Here is a 23,081-nt window from a genome sequence, read left to right as displayed (position 1 = left end):
CGGCGCATGAGCGATTTTCCCTTCGACCTTGTCGGCTTCGATCTTGACGGCACCTTGCTGGATACCAGCGGCGACCTTGCAGCCGCAGTCAATCATGCGCTGCAACTGGCGGGACGCGAACCGCTTACCGTCGCGCAGATCCGGCCGAAGATCGGCGGGGGCGCGAAAAACATGCTTCGCATGGCGCTGGATGATAGCGGCGGGTGCGACGAGGAGCGCTTCGCCGAGCTGCACCGCGAGTTGCTGCGCTATTACGAGGCGCATATCGCGGTGCATTCGCACGCCTTTGACGGGCTGCTCACCACGCTCGACGCGCTGCATGGCCGGGACGTCAAAACCGCGATCGTCACCAATAAATTCGAATCGCTCGCCGAAAAGCTGATGCGCGAAATCGGGCTGCGCAATCGCTTCGCCTGCCTGATCGGCGGCGACACGATGGGCAAGGGGCTCGCCAAACCGAACCGCGCGCCGATCGATGAGATGATCCGGCGTTGCGGCGGCGGACGCACTGCGTTTGTCGGCGATTCGATCTATGATGTTCAGGCGGCGAAAAATGCCGGTGTCCCCGTGGTCGCGGTCAGCTTCGGCTTCGTTACCGGCAGGATCGAAGACCTCGGCGCCGATGCAGTGATCGATCATTATGCCGAACTGATTCCCGCGCTCGAAAGCCTCGCTTAACCGACCGGGCGATAGCCCTTGCGCCATTTGGTCCATAGATGCCGCGCCAGCATCACCGGGGGCATGCGCAGCCAGTGGCCGCGCAGATAAAAGACATGCTCGACCCATTTGGGCCGTACCCGACCCCAGCCGTCGCGCGCCAGCAGGCGGTGGACGAACAGCGCATCGCTGACCGCCCTGCCCCGCCACGCGTCCGGCACATCGGTCCCGTATAAGCGATGCGACAGCCGCACCGCGCGGCGCACCGGCGCGGACAGCCCATGAAGCCGCGACCGTTCGGCCAGCTCCCCGGTGCCGAATTCCTCCAGCAGGCAATGAATGTCCCACAGATTGCGCATACCCCCGGCCAGTTCGCCATCGGCGAACAGGTGCGCGGCAGCATGGCACAGCAGGTCGTTAGGGCAAGGAACATAGAGCCCGTTGTTCAGCGCCCCGGCATCGGCGATCATCGCGGCGGGATCGGGGGTGATCCGCGCGGTCAGCGGCAGGATGGTATGGTGCACGTCGATCATCCGGTCGCGCTCGCGATGGATCAGCGGCGGCAGCTCATGCATCCATTGCCGGTAATAGGCATCGTCATAGGGATCGGGCTTCACCCATTCCCACCCGGCATCGAGCAATGCCGCCTCGACCGCGTCCAGCGAACCGCGCGGCACCAATATGTCGAGATCGCCGATCGCGCGCCCCACCCCCGCTTTCAGTCCCGCCGCGACGAATGCCGTGCCCTTTAGCAGCAGGACGGGCACGCCCAGCGGTGCCAGCGCGCGGCGGGCAGCCTCTGCCTCCCATAAAGCAAGCGTTCGCCCGTTTTCCGCCGAACACCGCGCATCTTCCATAATTTGCGCGACCGGTTCCGGCAGGGTCAGCCCCGTAAGACGATAAGCGAGCGTTCCGGCAAGCTGCTCCGCCCGCGCCGCCGCGATCAGCGCGTTCCACTGATCGCTGCTATAGGCTCCGCACCGCGCCGGATCGCGCAAGCTCTCGACCACCAGCCGCCCGGTCATGCAAGCGTCTCCCAGAGCCGGTCGACCAGCGCGATTGCGCCTGGCGTATCGGGATAATCGATCGCCCGGACGGGCACGCTATTCACCAGATGCGAAAGCGCGGTGAAACCGCTCTCGCCAAGCAAAACGAAATTGGTCGAAGCCTGAGTCAGCCGGACGAAGGTCTCGGCCCGGCCGACAGGGCGCTCGGCAAGCGCATGGCCGAATGCAGGGAACAGCAGCAGCGCAGGGGTCGCGGGGCGCATCATCGCCTCGATCGCTCGGGCGTCGGGCACCAGATGGCGCAGATCGCCCTTGGGCGTATCGGCCAGCATCGGCCCGACCCGGCCCCCGGGCAGCGCAGAGTGCACTTCGTCGATCGCCCGGTTCTTCAGACTGATCAGGCGGGGAAAGGCATGAACCAGTCCGGTTTCGGGGTCGATCAGCGCGAATTCGTCACCCATCAGCCGCCATCCCCGCGCCGTCAGCAATGCGGCGAGCGTCGATTTCCCCGCGCCCGACATGCCGGTCATCAGCAGGGCGCGACCATCGCGCTCGACCGCCGAGGCATGGACCAGCAGATAGCGCCGGTGCCCCAGCGCCATTTGCAGGTTCATGCCCATCTCAGCGGCAAGCAATCCCATCGACAATGGCAGCGGCGCGGCATCGGGAATCGTGTAATCGCCGCCGATCATCACTGACGGGCGGAGGAACCGCCGCCACCAGCGCGCCGCGAAAAGCCGAACGGTGAAATCGGCGATATCCGAATCGGGCCGCGGATAATCGCGATACAGATCGTCCAGCGCCGCGATCGGCGCGCGCCAGTCCGACCCGATGCGAAACCCCACCGGGCCGATCTTCAACAGCGTCCGATATCTCATGCCCGGCGGATCAGCCCCACCGATTCCAGCTCGGCAAGCCGTGCGGCAAGCGCCTGCGGATCGGCATCGTCGAGCGCGTAGCGGCGCTGAAGCGCATCGAGCAATTGCTGGGTATCCATCGCTTCCTCGCCCAGCGCGTCCAGAATTTCGGGCACCGGCGATCCCACCAGATGCGTCCGCGCCGACGGGCGATGATAGAGCGCGATCAGCTCACCCAGATCGACCGGCACAATCGCATCCCTCGCTTCGGCCCGATACCGCAAAAGCGCCACCAGCGATCAGCGGTTCGGCATCTGCATCGATGCGAAACAGGTAAAGCCGCTGGTCCCGCGCTGAAGCCTGCGGATATACTGCATATAGGCGCGATTGCTGTAAAAATTGGTGCCGGGCAACCATCCGCCGCGCATCGCCTGCTTCACTTCTTCCCCGGTAAACGGTCGACCCGGCGGCGGTACGGCGAAGGGCGTGTTACGCGGGACTACCGTCCCGTCCAGCGCGATATAATTGCCTGCCCGTCCCGGATCGGGGACCGGAATTTCGCAGTTCGACACCGACGCCGCCGTCTGGGCGAGCGCTGGGCGAATGGAAATCACCGCGCTTGCACCGACCGCACCCAGCATCAGTGCACGCCGGCCGCGATCCATTCCTGCATCATGGTCATCGGAGCCGGTTTCGGGAGGAACATCGCTCATGCCCCCCATCATCCCGCGACGGCGCGCGTTTCGCAATGGGGAAAGATCGTTAAAAACGCCTTCGCTCCGCTATTCTCTCGCGCGACAAATGCGCTATGCCGGTTGCATGGAAGGGGTATCCGCGCCACGCACTGTTATCGCACTGTTTTTGGCAGTGGTCACCGCTTCTGCCGGACTTGCGCTCGGTGCCGATATCAATGCGATCCTGATCGCACTGGTCGGTTCGATCGCCGCCGTCCTGATTGCGGCGTCGGGCGGGGAGGAAGAATCGCCGCCTCCGCCCCCGCCTAGCCGCGACATGAGTCGCGAATCTGACGTTGCCGCTGCGGAGGTGCTCGAAGCGGTCGTCGAACCGGTGCTGATCGTTGCTGACAACCGCGTGGTTCGCGCGAACAAAGCGGCACACGCGCTGCTCGGCAACCATATCATCGGCGAGGATGTTCGCCTTGCCATCCGCCATCCTGCGGCGGCCGAAAAGCTGATCCATGACCGGGGGGAGGACAGTTCGGCGGCGATCCATCTGGTCGGTCTGGGCACGCGCGATCAGCGCTGGGAAATGCGGGTGCGCCGGGTCGGCAAATCGGTGCGCATCGTTCACCTGGTCGATCGCACGGGCAGCTATGCGACCGAGCGCATCCGCGTCGATTTCGTCGCCAATGCCAGCCACGAGCTGCGCACCCCGCTTGCGTCGATCATCGGCTTTATCGAAACGCTGGGCGAGGAAGCGGGCGAAGACCCCGCCGTGCGCAAGCGCTTCCTGAACGTGATGTTCAACGAGGCGGTGCGGATGCAGCGGCTGGTCGACGACCTGATGAGCCTGTCCCGAATCGAAGCGGAAAAATATCGCGAGCCCGATACAGCGGTCGATCTGGCACGCCTGACGCGCGAGGTATGCGCCGAAATCGCCTCGGCACAGCATGATCGGGCCGAGCATCTGATCCTCGACATTCAGGATATCCGGCCCATCCGGGGCGATCGGGCGCAATTGTCGCAATTGCTGCACAATATTATCGGCAATGCCCTGAAATACGGTCATTCGCACACGCCGGTGCAGATCCGGCTGGCGACGAGCGGCACGCGTATGGCCGAATTGCGCGTCACCGATCAGGGCGAGGGCGTCGCGCCAGAACAGCTCCCCCGGCTGACCGAGCGTTTCTATCGCGTCGATTCGGGTCGCAGCCGCGCGATGGGCGGCACCGGCCTCGGCCTTGCCATCGTCAAACATATTGTCGAGCGCCATCGCGGGCGGCTGGATATCAGCAGCGTTCAGGGCAAGGGAACGAGCGTCGTCGTGCTGCTGCCGATGGTGCAACCGCAACCGTGAGATAACGCGGTTGTCATCGTATCGTAACGCGTTTCGCACATGGGCGTCCCTGTACCGCGCTAAGCCAGTCTGATGAGACCTCTCGGCAGCGCTGAAATTTCGACACCCAGCGGGGGAACATAATGTACGGCAGGCTAACCGTCATCGCCGCGACCGCGATCGCACTTACCGGCTGCAGCCAGGATTCGTCGCGCGATTACATGAAGATCGTCGGCTCTTCGACGGTCTATCCCTTTTCGACCGCGGTGGCCGAAGCGATGGTGAACACCAACCCCGCGCTGAAGACGCCGGTCATCGAATCGACCGGTACGGGCGGCGGGATGAAGCTGTTCTGCGGCGGTGTCGGCGTGCAGCATCCTGATGTTGAAGATGCCTCGCGCCGGATGACGCCGAACGAATTCGCGGCCTGCACGCAGAACGGCGTCAACGGCATCATGGAAATTCAGGTGGGCATGGACGGCGTTGCGCTCGCCGAATCGAAAAAGGGGCCGAAGCTCGAACTGACCCGCGCTGATATCTACAAAGCGCTGGCCGCCAATCCGATGGGCAAGCCGCAGACCGCGAAATTCTGGAGCGACGTGAACCCGTCGTTGCCGCACACCCCGATTCAGGTGTTCGGCCCGCCCTCGACCAGCGGAACGCGCGACGCGCTGGCCGAGCTGATCCTCGCCAAGGGCTGCAAGGAAGTCGATCCGCAGGCGGCAAAGCTCGAAGAAACCGACAAGGACGCGTTCAAGGAACGCTGCCAGCGCATTCGCGAGGACGGCGCCTATGTCGATAAGGGTGAGAACGACAATATCATCGTTCAGAACCTGACCGTCAGCCCCAATGCGGTCGGCATTTTCGGCTATAGCTATCTTGAGGAAAATCGCGACCGGCTGAACGGCGTGCCGATCAACGGGGTGGCAGCGACCTATGAAAATATCGCCGACCGTTCCTATCCCGGCGCGCGTCCCTTGTTCATCTATGTCAAGAAACAGCATCTGAACGCAGTGCCGGGAATGAAGCAGTTCCTGAACCAGTATAGCCAGATGTGGGGTCCCGACGGCCCGCTGGTCGCCAAAGGCATGATCGCCGCCCCCGCCGATGTCCGCGCCAACAGCGAAAAGATTATCGAACAGGGCATCACGATCACCGCAGACACGCTCAAAGACGATGAGCTGCATTGATTGCGTTGCGCAACGGAGCGCGGGAGGCGCATGGACGCCATGCTTCTCCTCCTCCCCGCCGCCGCCGCCGGGCACTGGCTTCCTTGAAATGACGGTCGACACGTGAATTCCTTCGCTCTTCTCTTTCTGGTTCTGGGGCTCGGCCTGATCGGCTGGCTGACCGGGCGTGCGCGTGCCGGTCGGCTGATCCGCGCCGCACCGAAGCGCAGCCATTCGCGCCCCGGTCAGCATGCCGCTTATGTCGCGATGTGGACCGCGCTGCCCGCTCTGCTGTTCCTCACTGTCTGGTCGGCGATTTCGCCTGCGCTGGTGCGCGATGCGGTGCTGGAAACGCCCGCCGCCGCATCGCTGCCGAGCTTCGGGTTTCAGCGCGATTCGATCCTCGGCGAAGCACGCATGCTCGCCGACAATCCCGAGGCGGGCGCGTTCAACGAGGAAGCCCGCGCCATCGCGCCGGTCTATGGCGCCGCAGAACGTCGCTATAGCTGGATCGGCTCCGCAGCGACGATCCTGCTTGCCTTTGCCGGATTCGCCTTTGCCTATTCGCGGGTCACCCCGACCTTCCGCGCCCGGACGCGGGTGGAACGAACGGTGATGCTTGTCCTGCTGATCGCCTCGCTGATCGCGATCCTGACGACGCTCAGTATCTTCGTATCGTTGCTGATCGAATCGGCGCGCTTCTTCGCGGTCGTACCGATCACCGATTTCCTGTTCGGCACGCACTGGAGCCCGCAGGTCATCAGTTCGACCGATCCGGGCGAATCGCTCGGCGCGGTACCGCTCTTCTGGGGCACGTTCTTCATCGGCGCGGTGATCGCGATGATCGTCGCCATCCCGTTCGGCCTGATGAGCGCGATCTATCTTACCCAATATGCCGCCCCGCGCGTGCGCAGATGGATGAAGCCGATCCTTGAGGTGCTGGCAGGGGTTCCGACGGTCGTATACGGCTATTTCGCGGCGCTGACCGTCGCCCCCGCCATCCGCGATTTCGCGGTGATGCTGGGCTTTCAATATGCCAGTTCGGAAAGCGCGCTTGCCGCCGGGCTGGTGATGGGGGTGATGATCATCCCCTTCGTCTCGTCCATGGCGGATGATTCGATCGCCGCAGTGCCCACCGCGATGCGCGACGGTTCGTTCGCGATGGGGGCGACGCGATCGGAAACGATCCGCCGCGTGCTGATCCCCGCGTCGCTGCCCGGCGTGGTGGCGGGCATGCTGCTCGCGGTCAGCCGCGCGATCGGGGAAACCATGATCGTCGTCATGGCAGCGTCGGGCGCAGCAACCATCACGCTCAACCCGTTTGAAAGCGCCACCACTGTTACCAAGCAGATCGTCGACCTGCTGACCGGTGAGGCGGAGTTCGACAGCCCTAAGACGCTTGCCGCCTTCGCACTGGGTCTGACGCTGTTCGTCATCACCTTCCTGCTCAACATCGTCGCGCTGCGCGTCGTGAAGAAATATCGCGAAGCCTATGAATAATCCCGTCACCCCCGCCGGTGAAGTGCGCCGCCCCACCGACTGGCGCGGAGCTGCGATGCAGAAACGCATCCGGCGCCGCTATGCCGCCGAACGCCGGTTCAAATTCATGGGACTGGCAGCTGTGGTTCTGTCGGCAGGATTCCTCGCCTTTCTGCTGGTCACCATGTTGTCGAACGGCCTTGCCGGATTCAGCCGGACAGAGGTCGCGCTGCCGATCGACTTTCCGGCCGCAAAGCTCGACGTGACCGCCAAGCAGTTGCAGAATCGCGGGGCCGATCTGGCGCTGGCCGGTGCCGGGCTGGACGAAGTCGTCGACAAAGCGGCGACTGCTGCTTTTGGCGAGCAGGGCATCGATATCATTTCCGACCGTGCCTGGACCGAAGTGCGCGAGGCGCTGAAATCCGATCCGACCCTGCTCAGCCGCAAGGCGCGGATCGACGTTCCCGTGTCGCAGGACGTGCAAAACGCGCTGGACGGCGGCGGCAAGCCCGCGATGCGCGCGATCGTTTCAGGGATGCAGGCAAAGGGCCTGTTCAGCAACAAATTCGATTTCGGCTTCCTCACCTCCGCCGATTCGACTGATCCGACCAATGTCGGCATCTGGGGCGCGCTGAAGGGGTCGCTGTTCACCATGCTGGTGACGCTGCTGATCGCCTTTCCGATCGGTGTGCTGTCGGCAGTCTATCTGGAAGAATATGCGCCGCGCAATCGCTGGACCGACCTGATCGAAGTGTCGATCAACAATCTGGCGGCGGTGCCCTCGATCATCTTCGGTCTGCTCGGCCTCGCGGTGTTTCTGAGCTTCCTCAATCTCCCGCGCTCGGCTTCGCTGGTCGGCGGACTTACGCTTGCGCTGATGATCATGCCGGTGATCGTCATCGCCAGCCGCAACGCGATCAAGGCAGTGCCGCCCTCGATCCGCGACGCGGCGCTGGGCGTGGGAGCAAGCAAGGTGCAGGTGATCTTTCACCATGTCCTGCCGCTCGCTCTGCCCGGCATCCTGACCGGCACGATCATCGGCATGGCGCGCGCGCTGGGCGAGACTGCGCCGCTGCTGATGATCGGCATGCGCGCCTTTATCGCGCAGCCGCCCGAAGGGCTGACCGATCCCGCCACCGTGCTGCCGGTGCAGATTTTTCTCTGGTCCGATCAGGTCAGCCGGGGATTTGTTGAGCGCACCTCCGCGGCGATTATCGTGCTATTGGTCTTCCTGCTCGCGATGAACGCCCTCGCAATCTATCTTCGCAACCGTTTCGAGACCCGCTGGTAATGACAGATATTCAGGCCCCCGCCGTCCGCACCAATCAGACCGACCCGGCGGTCGCTGCCCCGGCGCAGATCAAGATGACCGCGCGCGACGTGAACGTGTTTTACGGCGCCAACCACGCGATCAAGGACGTGTCGATCGATGTCGACATGGAAAATGTCACTGCGTTCATCGGTCCGTCGGGCTGCGGCAAATCGACCTTCCTGCGCACGCTCAACCGAATGAACGACACGATTTCGATCGCGAAGGTGACGGGCGACATCACGCTGGATGGCGAGGACATTTATTCCTCCGACATGGATGTGGTGCAGCTGCGCGCCCGGGTCGGCATGGTGTTTCAAAAGCCGAATCCCTTTCCCAAGTCGATCTACGAAAATGTCGCATATGGCCCGCGCATTCACGGCCTTGCTCCGGCACGGCGCGACATGGACCAGATCGTCGAAAGCGCGCTTCGCCGCGCGGGGCTGTGGGAAGAGGTTAAGGACCGGCTGAGCGACAGCGGAACGGCGCTGTCCGGCGGTCAGCAGCAGCGCCTGTGTATCGCACGCGCCATCGCGGTCGATCCCGAGGTCATCCTGATGGACGAACCCTGTTCGGCGCTCGACCCGATCGCCACGGCAAAGATCGAGGAACTGATCCACGCGCTGCGCGGTAAATATGCGATCGTGATCGTCACGCATAATATGCAGCAGGCAGCGCGCGTGTCGCAGAAAACGGCATTTTTCCATCTCGGCCATCTGGTCGAATATGGCGAAACGTCGGAAATCTTCACCAATCCGCGGCAAGAACGGACCAAGGATTACATCACCGGCCGCTACGGCTGATCCGGACGGACAAAGCGATGAACGAGCATACGGTAAAGGCGTTTGACGAAGATATCGGCGAACTGCGCGGACTGATCGCCCAGATGGGCGGGCTGGCCGAATCGGCGATCGACGCGTCGATGGTCGCGCTCAAGCGCCATGATCTTGAGGCTGCGGCCCGGATCATCGAGGGCGACAAGGAAATCGACATTCTCGAAACCGAGGTGGAGCGCCTCGCCGTCCGCCTGATCGCGCTGCGTGCACCGATGGCCGACGATCTGCGCGAAGTCGTCGCCGCGCTGAAAATCGCCGGCGTGGTCGAGCGGATCGGCGATTATGCGAAGAATATCGCGCGGCGCGTTCCCGCCATTCGCGGCGACGGCCATATCGAGCCGCTATCGCTGCTTCCTGCCATGGCGGGGATGGCAACCGATATGGTCCGCGATGTGCTCGACGCCTTTGCCGCGCGCGATCCCGAAGCGGCGCAGCGGGTATGCGAGCGCGACCGGGCGGTCGATGATTTCTACAATTCGATCTTTCGCACGCTGGTCACCTTCATGATGGAAAACCCGTCGAGCATCAGCCAGGCAGCGCATATGCTGTTCATTGCCAAGAATCTGGAACGGGTCGGCGACCATGCGACCAATGTGGCCGAAATGGTGTATTACGCCGCGACGGGCAGGCATATGGGCGAGCGGGATCAGGGCGATGCCGTGCCGTTGAACGGGAATGCAGAATGAGCCGTGCTGACATGCTGCTGGTCGAGGATGACGCAGCCCTCGCCGAATTGCTGAGCTATCATTTCAGTCGGGAGGATTTCGAGGTCCGCCATACGGTGGATGGTGAGGAAGCATTGCTGCTGGCGCGCGAAGCGACACCCGATATCGTCCTGCTCGACTGGATGGTCGAAGGGTTGTCGGGGATCGAAGTGTGCCGCCGCCTGCGCCGCATGTCGGAAACCGCGAATGTGCCGATCATCATGCTGACCGCGCGCGGTGAGGAAGAGGATCGGGTACGCGGCCTGGAAACCGGCGCCGATGATTATGTCACAAAACCCTTTTCGCCGCGCGAGCTGATCGCCCGGGTGAATGCGGTGCTGCGCCGGGTGCGCCCCGCGCTTGCCGGCGAACAGCTTACCTATGCCGATATCGAGATGGACACGGTCGGGCATAAGGTGCGGCGCGGCGGCGAAGTGGTACCGCTTGGCCCCACCGAATTCCGCCTGCTCAAACATTTCCTCGAACATCCCGGCTGGGTGTTTTCGCGCGAACGGTTGCTTGATGCGGTCTGGGGCCATGATTCGGACATCGAATCGCGCACCGTCGATGTGCATATCCGGCGGCTGCGCAAGGCAATCAACGAAGGCGGCCGCCCCGATATCATCCGCACGGTCCGCTCGGCGGGCTATGCGCTCGATTCGGGAGCGTGACAAAAACCGTCGCGTGCCACGGATAGAATCCCGTTTCGGCTCGTTTGTGAGGCAGCGCATGAAATGGCGCTGACGAAGATTCTGGAGAGTCGTTATGAAACTGATTCTGATGACAGCCGCGCTGGTGATGGGCGCCCCCGCGCTTGCCCATGCACCGCAGGACATGTCGACCACGACCGCGCAATCGGCCAGCGGTGACGCCGCGATGCCGGGCGGATATGAACCCAGCCAGCCACCGATGCCTATGCAACCGGAGCCGGGCCAGAAGGTTATTTTCCAGCCTTCCCCGCCGGTTTCCCAAGCCTTTCCGCCCCCTGCGCCCAAGGCCGAATATCCCGTCTGCAAACGCGGCGAGACCGACGGCTGCCGTCAGCGCGGCGGCTGATCGCCCACCGCACCGGATCGGGCGCTGCGGTTGCAGCGCCCGTCATCCTGTTAAGCCCGCAATTTCTATATTATGGCAGCTTCCGACATTCTCGGGAGCTTTTTCATGTCTATCCGTTTCGATGATCGCGTCGCAATCGTAACCGGCGCAGGCGGCGGGCTTGGTCGCGCATATGCGCTCGACCTTGCCCGGCTGGGCGCGCATGTCGTGGTGAACGATCTGGGCAGCGCCCGCGACGGCACCGGCCATTCGGACGCGGCGGCGAAGGTCGTCGAGGAAATCGAAGCAGCAGGCGGCAGCGCCATGGCCAATGGCGGCAGCGTCACGGATTTTGCCCAGATGGCGGAAATGGTTGCGCGCGCGAAGGAAAAATGGGGCGGCGTCCATATCCTGATCAACAATGCGGGCGTTTTGCGCGACAAGAGCTTCGCGAAGATGACGCCCGAGGATTTCCGCTTCGTTGTCGATGTGCACCTCAACGGTTCGGCCAATTGCACCAAGGCGGTGTGGGAAACCATGCGTGACCAGAATTACGGCCGCATCCTGATGACCGCATCCTCGACCGGGCTGTTCGGCAATTTCGGTCAGGCGAATTACGGCGCGGCGAAGCTCGGCCTCGCCGGGCTGACGCGCACGCTCTATCTGGAGGGCGCGAAATATAATGTCCGGGTCAATACGATTGCGCCGACCGCAGGCACGCGGATGACCGAAGATATTTTCCCCGAAGCGGCCTTCGATGCCTTTGCGCCCGAAAAGGTGGCGCCGGCGGCCCTGTATCTCGTATCCGAAGATGCGCCGAGCAATGCGATCGTGGGCGCAGGTGCCGGCGTGTTCCAGGCATGTTACATCACCCTGACCCCCGGCGCGCTGCTGGAGGGCGACGATCTCAGCCCCGACGGCATCGCCGCGCATTGGGACCGGATCACTGACCGCACCGGCGAGATCGTTCCGCAATCGGGCAATGAACAGGCGATGGCGATCTTTGCCCAGCTTCAGAAGCAGCGCGGATAATACCAGGCTGCATGGATGGCGCCCCTCCCCCGCCGTCATGCCGGTGCCAGCCGGCGTCTCCTCAAGCCCGGGAGACCGGCTTTCGCTGGGGCGACGACTGGTGGCAAGGATCGCAATACGCAGATAGGTCCACCTAAACGCAGCTCGGTATAACCCGGCTTGCAACCGTATTGCCCGAATAACACACAACTGTTATAGTCGGGCAATACAGGGAGGAAGCAATGTATAGCGAAATCGAAATCGACAATGCGGTGAAGGCGGGGGCATTGTCTCCGCAAGCCGCCGAAGCGTTTCGGAACCATGTCGCGGCGCAGCGCGCGCTTCCGGCGGTGGATGAGGAGCATTTCCGGCTGCTGTCGGGGTTCAACGATATTTTCGTCGGAATCGCCATTGCGCTGATGCTGGTCGCGGTGGCGCAGATCGGCGCGGTCATTGCGTCCTGGCTGGGCGGCGCGGCGGTGGCGGTCACCGCATGGCTGCTCGCCGAATTTTTCACGCTGAAGCGGCGGATGGCGCTGCCCAGCATCCTGTTGCTGATCGCCTTTGTCGGCGGCGTTGCGGGCATGCTGGTAGCCGCCATGGCCGCGATCGACCCTGACGTTTCCCAACAGGCCAATATGGCGATCATCGCGGGGATCGGCCTGATCGCGACCGGCGCGGCGTGGCTGCACTGGCGGCGCTTCGGCGTTCCGATCACCATCGCAGCGGGGGCATTGGGGATTGCTGCAATGTTCGTGAGCATCGGCATCGCGCTATATCCCCCGCTGGACGACTATGTCTGGCCGCTGCTGCTGGTCAGCGGGGTCGCGATCTTCCTGCTCGCCATGCGCTGGGACATCAGCGATCCGCTGCGCCAGACGCGCCGCGCCGATGTCGCTTTCTGGTTGCACCTCACCGCCGCACCGCTGATCGCGCATTCGGTGTTCCGCATGCTGGGCGTGTTCAATTCGGATATCGGGCCGGGTGTCGCGGCAATCGTACTCGCGCTATACCTCGCCTTCGGCTTTGTGGCGCTGGCAGTCGACCGTCGCGCGCTGCTGGTCTCCAGCCTCGCTTATGTCCTCTACGCACTGTACGCGGTGATCGCAAAAGCTGGCGCGGTGGAGCTTAGCGCTGCGCTCGCGGCGCTGGTGATCGGGTCGGCGCTGCTCACGCTTTCGATCTTCTGGCACCCGATGCGGCGTCAGGCCGTGGCGATGCTGGGCACGCTGGGCCGGAAGCTGCCGCCGGTGGCAATGCCGGCCGCTGCCTGATTATTCGGGTCGCAGGACGCATGGCTCGGGGGCCGGATCGTCATCGCGAGGCGCGTAGCAACGAAGCGATCCAGAGCGACAGGCCCGCCGCTCTGGATTGCCGCGCCCCTTTCGGGGCTCGCAATGACGATTGTGCGGCAGGGTGAGGTCTATGACGCGATCAGTCGCCGACCAGCTTCACCAGCCGCCGTTCGACGGGCGCAAGCACCGGCCCCAGCTCGTGCCCGCGCTTCAGCACCATGCCGGTTTCGTTGAGCAGCGCCCACATCCCCTGCCGGTTGCGCAGCGCGGGGCGTTTTTCGATCCGATATTCCGGCCGCTCGGCGGTTCGGCGAAAGGCCGAGAAGCTCGCCGCGTCCCGGTCGAAATTCATCGCATAGTCGCGCCAGTGCCCCGCCGCGACCATGCGGCCATACAGATCGAGGATTCGCATCAATTCAGTGCGTTCGAAACCGACCTGTCCGTCGCGGCGGCCCGGCCCCGGAAATGGTGTAATCGTTCCCATCAGGCGCGGTCGCGGCGCTCCTCCTGCTCGGCAAGCAGCGCGTCGAGCCGCTTGCGCATCACCTCCAGTTCGCAGCGCAGGATTTCCACCTGCTGCGTGGCGGGATCGAACACCTCGCTGCACGGCGTCCCATAAGGAACGAAGCTCGGCCGCGTCGCGCCGCCATCGACCATGGTCGGGCGCGCCGGGATGCCGACCATCGTCGCGCCTTCGGGAACGTCGCGAGTCACCACCGCATTCGCCCCCACCCGCGCGCGCCGCCCGACCGTCACCGGCCCGAGCACCTGCGCGCCCGACCCCAGAATCGCACCGTCGAGAATCGTCGGATGCCGCTTGCCCGCAACGCCGTTATCTGGGCTGGTGCCTCCCAGCGTCACATGCTGATAGATGGTGACATTATCCATGATCTCGGCCGTTTCGCCGATCACCGACCAGCCATGATCGATGAAGAAATTGCGCCCGATCCTGGCGCCGGGGTGAATGTCATTGCCGGTCAGGAAGCGCGAAAGATGATTCACCGCGCGCGCCAGAAAGAACAGGCGCGCATTGAAAAGCCGATGCGCGATGCGATGAAAGAATAGCGACCAGACGCCCGGATAGAGCAGGATTTCCGCACGCGAACGCGGTGCCGGGTCGCGTGCGCGGATCGAATCGAGATAAGCGTTCAGCCGCCGGAACATGCCATGGTCCCCTTTCCAGCCGGGCAATTTAAGGCGTGTGGCGCGTGATTTCCAGCGCTACCCCGTCCGGCCATCGCGACGCTAAAGCCTATCTATCTTGTAGGAATTCAAAAACCATGTCCTGATCCGCTTCCGCGCCAATCATCGCGCGACAGGAGAACGGATATGGATTTTTCCGCTCTGGACTATCAGGCGCTGGCGCTGTTCATCGGGGTCGGATTCGTCGCGCAGATGGTCGACGGCGCGCTCGGCATGGCGTTCGGCGTGATTTCGAACACGCTGCTGCTCAGCATCGGCGTTCCCCCCGCAGCTGCATCGGCCGGCGTGCATACCGTCGAAAGCTTCACCACCATGGTTTCGGGGATCAGCCATGCGCTGCACCGCAATGTGAACTGGCGGCTGTTCCTGCGGCTTGCCGTGCCGGGCATGATCGGCGGCGCGCTGGGCGCTTATGTGCTCTCCAATATCGATGCAGCGGCGGCAAAGCCGTTCATCCTCGCTTATCTGACCGCCATCGGCATATATCTGATCTATCGCGGCTGGCGATTCCCGCCGCAGGAGCGCGCGCCGAAGATCGTCGAACCGCTGGGGCTTGCCGGCGGGTTTCTCGACGCTGCGGGGGGCGGCGGATGGGGACCGGTGGTCACCTCCAACCTGCTGGTGCAGGGGGCAAGCCCGCGCACCACGATCGGAACGGTGAACACGGCGGAATTCTTCGTCACGGTCACGATTTCGGCGACCTTCCTCACCCAGCTCGGCCTTGCGGCCTTCACACTGGCGACGGTTGGCCTGCTGATCGGCGGAATCGTAGCGGCACCGTTTGGCGCACTTCTGGCACGGCGCGTGGTGCCGAAAAAGCTGTTGCTGCTGGTAGGCATGATCCTGACCGCCACCAGCATTTTCGGACTGGTGCGGGCGCTGAGCTAAAGGTGGAACGCAACCCGCGCTCGTTCGATTGTAACGGCAAAGGATGATCGATTTTATCGATTACAACGAACGAGGCTTCCCATTTGGAAGCGCACGAATCGTACCCTATATCCCGCATTGCAACACGGGTTCACACCAACCAAAGAGGACGCACAATATGGCTAAGATCGGTGACACGCTGAAGCCCTTCACGACCCAGGCCTATAAGCAGGGCAAATTCGTTGAGGTCAGCGAGGCTGAAGCCAAGGGCAAATGGTCGATCTTCTTTTTCTATCCGGCGGATTTCACCTTTGTGTGCCCGACCGAACTGGAAGACCTTGCCGGCATTTATCCCAAGCTGCAGGACATGGGCGTCGAAGTGTTCTCGGTCTCGACCGACACGCATTTCAGCCACAAGGCATGGCATGACAGCTCGCCCGCAATCGGCAAGATCGACTTCTTCATGCTGGGCGACCAGAACCACAGCATCGCGAACAATTTCGATGTGCTTCGCGAAGGTCAGGGCCTTGCCGACCGCGGTACGTTCGTCGTCGATCCCGATGGCGTCATCCAGCTGATCGAAATCACCTCGGAAGGCGTCGGCCGCAATGCGACCGAGCTGCTGCGCAAGGTGAAGGCGGCGCAATATATCCGCAACAATCCCGGCGAAGTCTGCCCCGCCAAGTGGGAAGAAGGCGAAAAGACGCTTGCACCTTCGCTCGACCTCGTCGGCAAGATCTAAAATCTACCCAGCCCCCTTGGGTAAGAACGGCGGCCCGGGGCGGAATCCCACCGTCCCGGGCCGTTTTGTATCTGGAATACATGGAGTTTCACATGCTCGACGACACTATGAAGCAGCAGCTCAGGGCGTATCTTGAAAAGATTCAGCAGCCGATCGAGCTCGTCGCCAGCCTCGGCGACGATGCCAAGTCGGTCGAGCTGGAGGAGCTTCTGAACGACATTGCCGCGCTGTCGGACAAGGTTTCGATGACGCGCGAAGACGATGCGCGCAAACCCAGCTTCCTTATCCGCCGCACCGGCACTGATATTTCGGTGCGTTTTGCCGGCATTCCGATGGGGCATGAATTCACCTCGCTGGTGCTTGCCCTGCTTCAGGTCGGCGGCCATCCGTCGAAGGAAAGCCATGAACTGCTCGAAACGATCAAGGGCATTGAGGGCGATTACGAGTTTGAGACCTATTTCTCGCTCTCCTGCCAGAACTGCCCCGATGTGGTTCAGGCGCTGAACCTGATGGCGGTGCTCAACCCCAATATCCGCCATACCGCGATCGACGGCGCCTTGTTCAAGGATGAGGTCGATGGCCGCAAGGTCATGGCGGTGCCGTCGGTGTTCCTGAACGGAGAACCCTTTGGTCAGGGCAGGATGGAGCTGGAGCAGATCGTGTCGAAGCTCGACAGCGGTGCCGATGCAAAGGCCGCTGAGAAGATTTCGAAGAAAGACCCGTTCGACGTGCTGATCGTCGGTGGCGGTCCTGCCGGGGCTGCCTCAGCCGTCTATGCGGCGCGTAAGGGCATTCGCGTCGGCGTCGCGGCCGAGCGGTTCGGCGGTCAGGTGCTCGATACGATGGGCATCGAGAACTTCATCTCGATTCCCTATACCGAAGGGCCGAAACTTGCCGCGCAGCTGGAACAGCACGTCAAGGACAATGAAGTCGATGTGATGAACCTGCAAACCGCCGAGAAGCTGATCCCGGCGGCGAACGAAGGTGGCCTGCACGAAGTCCGCCTCGCCAATGGAGGTTCGCTCAAGGCGCGCACGATCATCCTTTCGACCGGTGCCCGCTGGCGCAAGATCAACGTGCCGGGCGAGGACGAATATCGCAACAAGGGCGTTGCCTATTGCCCGCATTGCGACGGCCCGCTGTTCAAAGGCAAGCGCGTCGCGGTGATCGGCGGCGGCAATTCGGGCGTCGAGGCGGCGATCGACCTTGCCGGTATCGTCGCGCATGTCACGCTGATCGAATATGCCAGCGAACTTCGCGCCGATGCGGTGCTTCAGCGTAAGCTCGCCAGCCTGCCCAATGTGAAGATCATCACCTCCGCCATGACCACCGAAGTGCGCGGCGATGGCGAAAAGGTTGTCGGCCTGACGTATAAGGACCGCAACCATGGCGATCTGCACGAGGTCGCGCTGGAGGGCATTTTCGTCCAGATCGGGCTGGTGCCGAACACCGAATGGCTGAAAAATGCGGTGGCGCTTACCACCCATGGCGAGATCGAGATCGACGCGCGCGGCGAAACGTCGCAGCCGGGGATCTTCGCTGCGGGCGATGCAACCACGGTGCCGTACAAGCAGATCGTCGTTGCGATGGGCGCAGGATCGATCGCGGCGCTGTCCGCCTTCGATTATCTGATCCGCCTGCCCGCCGATGCGGCGCGCGAGGTTGAAATCGCCTGACCCTGCTCCCTGCCCCATCCGCGCTGCGTTCGGCGCGGATGGGGTCTTTGCCTTGGCGGGCGGCAAGCCCTAGATAGGGGCGCGACGAACGGAGACGATCGCTGACCACCTATCTTCCCACGATCAAGCAGCTGCAATATCTGGTCGCCCTGCATGAAGCGGGGCATTTCGGCCGTGCAGCCGATGCCTGTTATGTGACTCAATCGACGCTGTCCGCGGGTATTCGCGAGCTCGAAACGCTGATCGGCGTGACGCTGGTCGAACGCACCCGGCGCGTGGTGCGCTTCACCCCGCTGGGCGAGCGGATCGTGGACAAGGCGCGGCGTGTGCTGCGCGAGACCGAGGATTTGGGCGATATCGCCCGCGCCGCCGGAAAGCCGATGTCGGGCGAGTTGCGGATGAGCGTCATCCCCACCATCGCGCCGTTCCTCCTGCCGCGCATCCTGCCCCGGCTGCGCAAGGATTATCCCGACCTGAAACTGTTCCTGCGCGAGGAAACGAGCGCGGCGGCGTGCGACGGCCTGCATCAGGGACGAAGCGACTGCGTGCTTCTGGCGCTGCCCTATGTCTGCGGCGATGTGGAGATCGAACCGTTGTTCGACGACCGCCTGTTCGTCGCTTTTCCCGATGGCGAAAGCGAGCGGGTCGATTCGCCGGTACTCGCCGAGGATATCGACGATACCCGTCTTTTGCTGCTGGAGGACGGGCATTGCCTGAAAGACCATGCGCTTGCCGCGTGCAACAATCCCGACCTTCGCGGGCAGGCAACGATGATGGGCACCTCGCTCCACACCATCGTGCAGATGGTCGATAACGGGCTTGGCGTCACCATGTTACCCGAAATGGCAGTGAAATCGGGGATATTGGAAGGCACCAATATCGTGGTCCGCGCGATCGAAGCCGAGCGCGCTTCACGTAAAATCGCGCTGATCTGGCGAAAGGCGAGCCCGCGCGAGCGCGATTTCAGGCTATTGGCGCAGGCACTGGCCGCAGCACATTGATCGATTAATATTGCCCTTGCGCAACCATTTCGGGGTTGAACCGTAATTTGTCATGCGCACTAATAGCGGTCCGCTATTCCTTTACTGGCAAATGGAGAGATCGATGTTTCGCTCAAAGGGGCTGATTTTCGCGAGCATGGCAGGCGCGGCAGCGCTCGCCGCCTGCACCACGACCACCGATATGAACGGCACCGACAGCGCCGGTTCGACCGCCGCCACCTCGGATACGGTGGCAGCCACACCGACGCCGAAACCCACGCCGACGCCCAAAGCGAAGCCGAACCCGATGGTCGGCGGGGCGAAGATGGACGCCAACAAAACGATCGTCGCCAATGCTTCGGCGGCAAGCAACCTCACCACGCTGGTGGCCGCGATCAAGGCTGCGGGCCTTGCCCAGACGCTGTCGGGTCCGGGTCCGTTCACCGTGTTCGCGCCGACCAACGATGCGTTTAATCGCCTGCCCCCCGGCACGGTCGATACGCTGCTAAAGCCTGAAAATCAGGCGACGCTGAAGAAGATTCTGACCTATCATGTCGTTCCGGGCGATCTGGACGCCAAAGAACTGATGTCGCGGATCGAGGCAGGTGGTGGTTCGGCGACGCTGACCACGGTCGAGGGCGAGCCGATCACGATCACGCTGACCAACGGCAATGTCACGCTGACCGATACGGCAGGCAACAAGGCATATGTCAGCCCCAAAATGCACGATGTGCGTCAATCGAACGGCATAGTCCATGTCATCAACGGCGTGATCGTGCCGACGCTGGGCGGCGGTTCTTCTTCGGATGCATCTGCGCAATAAGCGCTTGTTCGGCGAAGAATGAACGAGGCGTCGGTCCCATGGGGTCGGCGCCTCTTTTCATGGCATATACCGGTCTGCGACGATCCGAAGCTATGGTGCCAACGTCAGGCAATCCAGAGCGCCACACCGCTCGCAGCCTGGCATAACGCTGCTCCATGGTACCATAGCGGTACACGACATCGGCCCCGGCCTCCGCCGGGGCGACGCATGGGGTTGGCGCCTTGCATTTCCAAAATCGTCGCCCCGGCGGAGGCCGGGGCCGCACCCGTCTGCCACAACCCCAACCCAAACCCGCCTTTGCGAGGAGCACAGCAGCATTGCGAGCCCCGAAGAGGCGCGGCAATCCGGCAGCGGCGCATAAATCGCCGCGCCGCTGCGCTACTCGCAGGTGCCGACCTCGCAGTCAGTCCGGATTATTGCAGGCTGCTATTATTCCCGCCAGCGGTCCGCCGCATCATCATCGGCCGCGCGCGCTTCGATCCAGCTCTCGCCGCCTGCGCGATGTTCGCGCTTCCAGAAGGGCGCATCGGTCTTCAGCCGGTCGATCAGGAAATGCATCGCTGCAATCGCTTCGCCGCGATGCGCGGCGGCGGTGCCGACGAACACGATCCGTTCGCCCACGGTCATCGGGCCGACGCGGTGGAGAATGATCGCGGCGGAAAGGTCCCAGCGCCGCGTCGCTTCATCGGCAAGATCGCGCAGCACCCGCTCGGTCATGCCCGGATAATGTTCCAGCTCCAGCGTGGAGACGCCCCCATCCGCACGCACCAGCCCGGTAAACGTGGCGATGCCCCCCGCCCCGCCTTGCTCCAGCGCTCCGGCGGCGGTGGCCGCATCGAAGGGGTCCGGTCCGACCTCGACCCGGATCATCCGCCGGTCACCGGGGGAAAGATCGCCACTTCGCGTGCAGCGCCCAGCTCGCGATCGAGCGGCACGAACTGCTGATCGATCGCCGCGCGCAGCTTTTCGGGTTCGGCAAAGGCGCGGCCATGGCCTTCGCTCTGCTCGCCGAGCCATGCGATCAGATCGGCGACATTGCGCACCGCTTCGGGCGGGGTGACGGCTTCGCCGCTTATGCCCACCGCTTCGCGCACCCATGCGAAATAGAGCATCTCGATTCTCATCATGTATCCATATGGCGCAGGCCGACGCGCAGATAGTCCCAGCCGGTAACCAGCGTCAGCACCGCAGCGCCCCATAAGCACGCCAGCCCGACCGCATCGACCCATGGCCAGTTCGGCAGCGCCCCGCCCAGGATCAGCGCACCCAGCGCCACCAGTTGCAACGTCGTCTTCCATTTGGCGAGCCGCGATACCGGCATCGACACCTGAAGCTGCGCCAGAAATTCGCGAAGGCCCGACACCATGATCTCACGCAGCAAAATGACGAGCGCTGCGATGACGTGCAGGCCCGCAATGTCGTGCGTGCCAACCAGCATCAGGATCACCGCCGCCACCATGATCTTGTCGGCAATGGGATCGAGGAACACGCCCAGTTTCGAGACAGTCCCCTGTGCCCGGGCAAGATAGCCGTCGAAATAATCGGTGATACCCATCAGGCAATATACCGCAAAGGCAATGGCATAGCCCACATGCCATTGCGGCCACCATAGCAAGGCCACGAGCAGCGGCACGGTGAAGATACGCGACAGGGTGAGGATATTGGGCAGAGTCAGCATTGTCCTTCCGCCTTTACGCGCAAGCGGCGGATGCTGCCAGCCCGTGCGCGACCGAATTAGCGATTGTTATCGACATAAGGGAGCGGCTATGGCTGCCCCACCATGCCATTAAGGGCCCATGACTTTCGATGATAAGCGCGCTTGGCTTGCTGAGACAGCGCCGATTTCTGCCACTGTTCGTCACGCAGTTTCTCGGGGCCTTTAACGATAATCTGTTCAAGACCGCGATGGTCCTGTTCGCGACCTATTCGATTTTCGCCGATCCGCATGTCGAATCGAATTTCAACGCGCTTGCGACCGGCCTTTCGCTGATCCCCTTTTTCCTGTTGTCCGCGCTATCGGGGCAGCTCGCCGATACCAATGACAAGGCGAAGATTATCCGAATCGTCAAAACGGCGGAAATCGGGATCATGCTGTTCGGCGCAGGCGGACTGATGGCGGCGAAGGCCGGGTTCACCACCTTCGGCATCGGCATGATGCTGGCCGCCGTCCTGTTCCTCGGCGTGCATTCGACATTTTTCGGGCCGATCAAATATGCGATCCTGCCCCAGCATCTTGAGGAGGATGAGGTGCTGGGCGGCACTGGCCTTGTCGAGGCAGGCACCTATCTGGCGATCCTGCTCGGCACCGTGCTTGCCGGATGGGTTTCGGTCGAGGGCGCGGCGATACTGGTACTGGTGGTCGCCGGTATCGGCTGGCTCACCGGGCGGCAGGTACCGCCCGCGCCGCGCGTCGGGCCGAAGCTGGCGATCAATTACAATCCTTTCACTTCGTCCTGGCGACTGATCAGCGCGACGATGCACATCCCGCGCCTGTTCCTCGCGATTTGCGCGATCAGCTTTTTCTGGGCGATCGGAGCGATGCTGATCGTCGTATTCCCGCCGCTGGTAAAGAATGTGCTGACCGCCGATGAGCGGGTGGCGAGCCTTGCCATCGCCACCTTCTCAGTCGGGGTGGCGATCGGATCGGTGGTTATCAACACGCTGCTGAAAGGGCGGATTTCAGCAAAATATGCGCCTGCGTCGGTCGTCGCGATGGGGGCGTGCGTCTTTGCCTTCTGGATACAGGCGCGCGCGTTCCGTTCGGCACCCGAGGGCGTGCTGTTCACGGTGAGCGAGTTTCTTACCCATCCCCAGTCGCTGCTGGTCATGCTGACGCTGGCTGCCATTGCGATCACCGGCGGGATGTTCGTGGTGCCGCTCTACGCCTTCCTCACCACGACCGTGACCAAGGATCAGACCGCGCGCACCGTTGCCGCGAACAACGTCGTCAATTCAGGCGCGATGGTGATCGGATCGCTGCTCGTGATCGGCCTGTCGCTGCTCGGCGTCGGCAATACCGACATGCTGCTGATGGTGGCGGTGATGTGCCTGATATCGGCGTGGATCGCGCAAAAGCTGCACCGCGCCTGCGACTGATCGGCGATCGATCAGGCGATGAAGGTGTAGAAGCAGATGAAGAACGCGGCGAAACTCAGCAAGAACAATTTCCAGTCCTGATCCTGATCGGTCGCCCGCACCCGCGCCCGAAGCGCATTGCGCCGCTGGCGAATATTCAATTCGGTGCGCAGCGGATGCCCTGTTGAGATCGGGATGGATCGGATTCGGCTCGTCATGACCGAATGGTAAGCAATTCTTAACCAGTGGTCTGAGCCCCTAGATTTCCTCCATTGATAGGTAGAGTCCGGCCTTCGACAAGGAGACGGACGAATGAAGCGATCGAGGTTCAGCGAGGAGC

27 protein-coding genes are annotated in these 23,081 nt (G+C 62.8%); 17 read left to right on the top strand and 10 right to left on the bottom strand.

Features of this window, described 5'->3' with window-relative positions; genetic code table 11:
• Nucleotides 1–6: 6 nt before the first annotated feature.
• Complete coding sequence (locus EV664_RS11915; protein WP_133495950.1) at nucleotides 7–678, top strand: HAD-IA family hydrolase; 672 nt, start codon at nucleotides 7–9, stop codon at nucleotides 676–678.
• Here the strand turns inward: EV664_RS11915 and EV664_RS11910 are convergent.
• The 4 genes from EV664_RS11910 to EV664_RS11895 are packed head-to-tail and all read right to left on the bottom strand — an operon-like array spanning nucleotide 675 to nucleotide 3,234.
• The gene (locus tag EV664_RS11910) at nucleotides 675–1,682 is read right to left on the bottom strand and encodes a nucleotidyltransferase domain-containing protein (RefSeq protein ID WP_133495949.1); all 1,008 of its coding nucleotides are present in this window, start codon (nucleotides 1,680–1,682) and stop codon (nucleotides 675–677) included. The two genes, EV664_RS11915 and EV664_RS11910, sit on opposite strands and share 4 nt — an antisense overlap.
• Complete coding sequence (locus tag EV664_RS11905) at nucleotides 1,679–2,542, bottom strand: HprK-related kinase A (protein WP_133495948.1); 864 nt, start codon at nucleotides 2,540–2,542, stop codon at nucleotides 1,679–1,681. Before EV664_RS11905 ends, EV664_RS11910 begins: the two co-directional genes overlap by 4 nt.
• Nucleotides 2,539–2,772 (bottom strand): HPr-rel-A system PqqD family peptide chaperone, encoded by a 234-nt coding sequence (locus EV664_RS11900; protein WP_188656417.1) that lies wholly within the window; start codon nucleotides 2,770–2,772, stop codon nucleotides 2,539–2,541. Before EV664_RS11900 ends, EV664_RS11905 begins: the two co-directional genes overlap by 4 nt.
• Nucleotides 2,773–2,820: 48 nt before the next feature.
• Nucleotides 2,821–3,234, bottom strand: coding sequence for a hypothetical protein (locus tag EV664_RS11895; RefSeq protein ID WP_133495946.1), 414 nt, complete (start codon nucleotides 3,232–3,234; stop codon nucleotides 2,821–2,823).
• 106 nt (nucleotides 3,235–3,340) lie between these two features.
• Between EV664_RS11895 and EV664_RS11890 the strand changes: the two genes are divergently transcribed.
• The 10 genes from EV664_RS11890 (at nucleotide 3,341) to EV664_RS11845 (ending at nucleotide 13,354) form a co-directional block, all read left to right on the top strand.
• Nucleotides 3,341–4,558 carry an ATP-binding protein gene (locus EV664_RS11890; RefSeq protein ID WP_133495945.1) on the top strand — a complete coding sequence of 406 codons (1,218 nt, stop codon included), beginning with the start codon at nucleotides 3,341–3,343 and terminating at the stop codon, nucleotides 4,556–4,558.
• A gap of 122 nt (nucleotides 4,559–4,680) precedes the next feature.
• Nucleotides 4,681–5,727: a substrate-binding domain-containing protein gene (locus tag EV664_RS11885; protein WP_133495944.1), complete on the top strand. Its 1,047-nt coding sequence runs from the start codon at nucleotides 4,681–4,683 to the stop codon at nucleotides 5,725–5,727.
• A gap of 102 nt (nucleotides 5,728–5,829) precedes the next feature.
• Nucleotides 5,830–7,206, top strand: coding sequence for a phosphate ABC transporter permease subunit PstC (pstC, locus tag EV664_RS11880; protein ID WP_133495943.1), 1,377 nt, complete (start codon nucleotides 5,830–5,832; stop codon nucleotides 7,204–7,206).
• Nucleotides 7,199–8,476, top strand: coding sequence for a phosphate ABC transporter permease PstA (pstA, locus tag EV664_RS11875; RefSeq protein ID WP_229668237.1), 1,278 nt, complete (start codon nucleotides 7,199–7,201; stop codon nucleotides 8,474–8,476). The genes pstC and pstA overlap by 8 nt, the downstream gene beginning before the upstream one ends.
• A gap of 74 nt (nucleotides 8,477–8,550) precedes the next feature.
• The gene (pstB, locus tag EV664_RS11870; protein WP_373287513.1) at nucleotides 8,551–9,297 is read left to right on the top strand and encodes a phosphate ABC transporter ATP-binding protein PstB; all 747 of its coding nucleotides are present in this window, start codon (nucleotides 8,551–8,553) and stop codon (nucleotides 9,295–9,297) included.
• Between the two features lie 17 nt (nucleotides 9,298–9,314).
• Nucleotides 9,315–10,016, top strand: a complete 702-nt coding sequence (phoU, locus tag EV664_RS11865; protein ID WP_133495941.1) for a phosphate signaling complex protein PhoU — start codon at nucleotides 9,315–9,317, stop codon at nucleotides 10,014–10,016.
• Complete coding sequence (phoB, locus tag EV664_RS11860; RefSeq protein ID WP_133495940.1) at nucleotides 10,013–10,705, top strand: phosphate regulon transcriptional regulator PhoB; 693 nt, start codon at nucleotides 10,013–10,015, stop codon at nucleotides 10,703–10,705. Before phoU ends, phoB begins: the two co-directional genes overlap by 4 nt.
• Nucleotides 10,706–10,799: 94 nt before the next feature.
• The gene (locus tag EV664_RS11855; RefSeq protein ID WP_133495939.1) at nucleotides 10,800–11,090 is read left to right on the top strand and encodes a hypothetical protein; all 291 of its coding nucleotides are present in this window, start codon (nucleotides 10,800–10,802) and stop codon (nucleotides 11,088–11,090) included.
• A 105-nt stretch (nucleotides 11,091–11,195) separates the two neighbouring features.
• Nucleotides 11,196–12,101: an SDR family NAD(P)-dependent oxidoreductase gene (locus EV664_RS11850; protein WP_133495938.1), complete on the top strand. Its 906-nt coding sequence runs from the start codon at nucleotides 11,196–11,198 to the stop codon at nucleotides 12,099–12,101.
• A gap of 221 nt (nucleotides 12,102–12,322) precedes the next feature.
• Nucleotides 12,323–13,354, top strand: a complete 1,032-nt coding sequence (locus EV664_RS11845; RefSeq protein ID WP_133495937.1) for a hypothetical protein — start codon at nucleotides 12,323–12,325, stop codon at nucleotides 13,352–13,354.
• 160 nt (nucleotides 13,355–13,514) lie between these two features.
• Here the strand turns inward: EV664_RS11845 and EV664_RS11840 are convergent, their stop codons facing one another.
• Both EV664_RS11840 and epsC read right to left on the bottom strand, forming a co-directional pair.
• Entirely contained in the window at nucleotides 13,515–13,859 is a 345-nt protein-coding gene (locus tag EV664_RS11840; protein WP_133495936.1) for a DUF2794 domain-containing protein, read from the bottom strand.
• Nucleotides 13,859–14,539: a serine O-acetyltransferase EpsC gene (gene epsC / locus EV664_RS11835; protein WP_133495935.1), complete on the bottom strand. Its 681-nt coding sequence runs from the start codon at nucleotides 14,537–14,539 to the stop codon at nucleotides 13,859–13,861. Before epsC ends, EV664_RS11840 begins: the two co-directional genes overlap by 1 nt.
• A gap of 165 nt (nucleotides 14,540–14,704) precedes the next feature.
• On the opposite strand from epsC, the gene EV664_RS11830 reads away from it, so the two are divergent.
• From EV664_RS11830 to EV664_RS11810, 5 genes are all read left to right on the top strand, one after another.
• Nucleotides 14,705–15,466 (top strand): sulfite exporter TauE/SafE family protein, encoded by a 762-nt coding sequence (locus EV664_RS11830; protein ID WP_133495934.1) that lies wholly within the window; start codon nucleotides 14,705–14,707, stop codon nucleotides 15,464–15,466.
• Between the two features lie 157 nt (nucleotides 15,467–15,623).
• Nucleotides 15,624–16,187, top strand: coding sequence for an alkyl hydroperoxide reductase subunit C (gene ahpC / locus EV664_RS11825; RefSeq protein WP_133495933.1), 564 nt, complete (start codon nucleotides 15,624–15,626; stop codon nucleotides 16,185–16,187).
• Nucleotides 16,188–16,279: 92 nt separating this feature from the next.
• Nucleotides 16,280–17,863: an alkyl hydroperoxide reductase subunit F gene (gene ahpF, locus EV664_RS11820; RefSeq protein WP_133495932.1), complete on the top strand. Its 1,584-nt coding sequence runs from the start codon at nucleotides 16,280–16,282 to the stop codon at nucleotides 17,861–17,863.
• Between the two features lie 101 nt (nucleotides 17,864–17,964).
• Nucleotides 17,965–18,864 (top strand): hydrogen peroxide-inducible genes activator, encoded by a 900-nt coding sequence (locus tag EV664_RS11815; protein ID WP_133495931.1) that lies wholly within the window; start codon nucleotides 17,965–17,967, stop codon nucleotides 18,862–18,864.
• Between the two features lie 103 nt (nucleotides 18,865–18,967).
• Entirely contained in the window at nucleotides 18,968–19,666 is a 699-nt protein-coding gene (locus EV664_RS11810; protein WP_373287511.1) for a fasciclin domain-containing protein, read from the top strand.
• 429 nt (nucleotides 19,667–20,095) lie between these two features.
• Here EV664_RS11810 and EV664_RS11805 read toward each other — a convergent pair whose 3' ends face one another.
• Genes EV664_RS11805 through pgsA form a run of 3 tightly spaced genes read right to left on the bottom strand, consistent with a single transcriptional unit; the run spans nucleotide 20,096 to nucleotide 21,344 of the window.
• Nucleotides 20,096–20,536, bottom strand: coding sequence for a molybdenum cofactor biosynthesis protein MoaE (locus EV664_RS11805; RefSeq protein WP_133495930.1), 441 nt, complete (start codon nucleotides 20,534–20,536; stop codon nucleotides 20,096–20,098).
• Nucleotides 20,533–20,790, bottom strand: a complete 258-nt coding sequence (locus tag EV664_RS11800) for a MoaD/ThiS family protein (RefSeq protein WP_133496076.1) — start codon at nucleotides 20,788–20,790, stop codon at nucleotides 20,533–20,535. Before EV664_RS11800 ends, EV664_RS11805 begins: the two co-directional genes overlap by 4 nt.
• Nucleotides 20,790–21,344 carry a CDP-diacylglycerol--glycerol-3-phosphate 3-phosphatidyltransferase gene (gene pgsA / locus EV664_RS11795; protein WP_133495929.1) on the bottom strand — a complete coding sequence of 185 codons (555 nt, stop codon included), beginning with the start codon at nucleotides 21,342–21,344 and terminating at the stop codon, nucleotides 20,790–20,792. Before pgsA ends, EV664_RS11800 begins: the two co-directional genes overlap by 1 nt.
• Nucleotides 21,345–21,472: 128 nt before the next feature.
• Between pgsA and EV664_RS11790 the strand changes: the two genes are divergently transcribed.
• A complete protein-coding gene (locus EV664_RS11790) occupies nucleotides 21,473–22,762 on the top strand; it encodes an MFS transporter (RefSeq protein WP_133495928.1) in 1,290 nt (429 codons plus the stop codon).
• Between the two features lie 11 nt (nucleotides 22,763–22,773).
• On the opposite strand, the gene EV664_RS19425 is transcribed toward EV664_RS11790, so the two are convergent.
• Nucleotides 22,774–23,081, bottom strand: a 308-nt coding sequence (locus EV664_RS19425; RefSeq protein WP_211338508.1) for a hypothetical protein, incomplete at its 5' end; no start/stop codon positions are given.

Origin of the sequence: Stakelama pacifica (genome assembly GCF_004361835.1) — a bacterium.
In the GTDB taxonomy this organism is placed as follows: domain Bacteria; phylum Pseudomonadota; class Alphaproteobacteria; order Sphingomonadales; family Sphingomonadaceae; genus Sphingomonas; species Sphingomonas pacifica.
The sequence above is the reverse complement of the archived record's forward strand: the minus strand, read 5'-3'. Positions and strand labels throughout refer to the sequence as shown.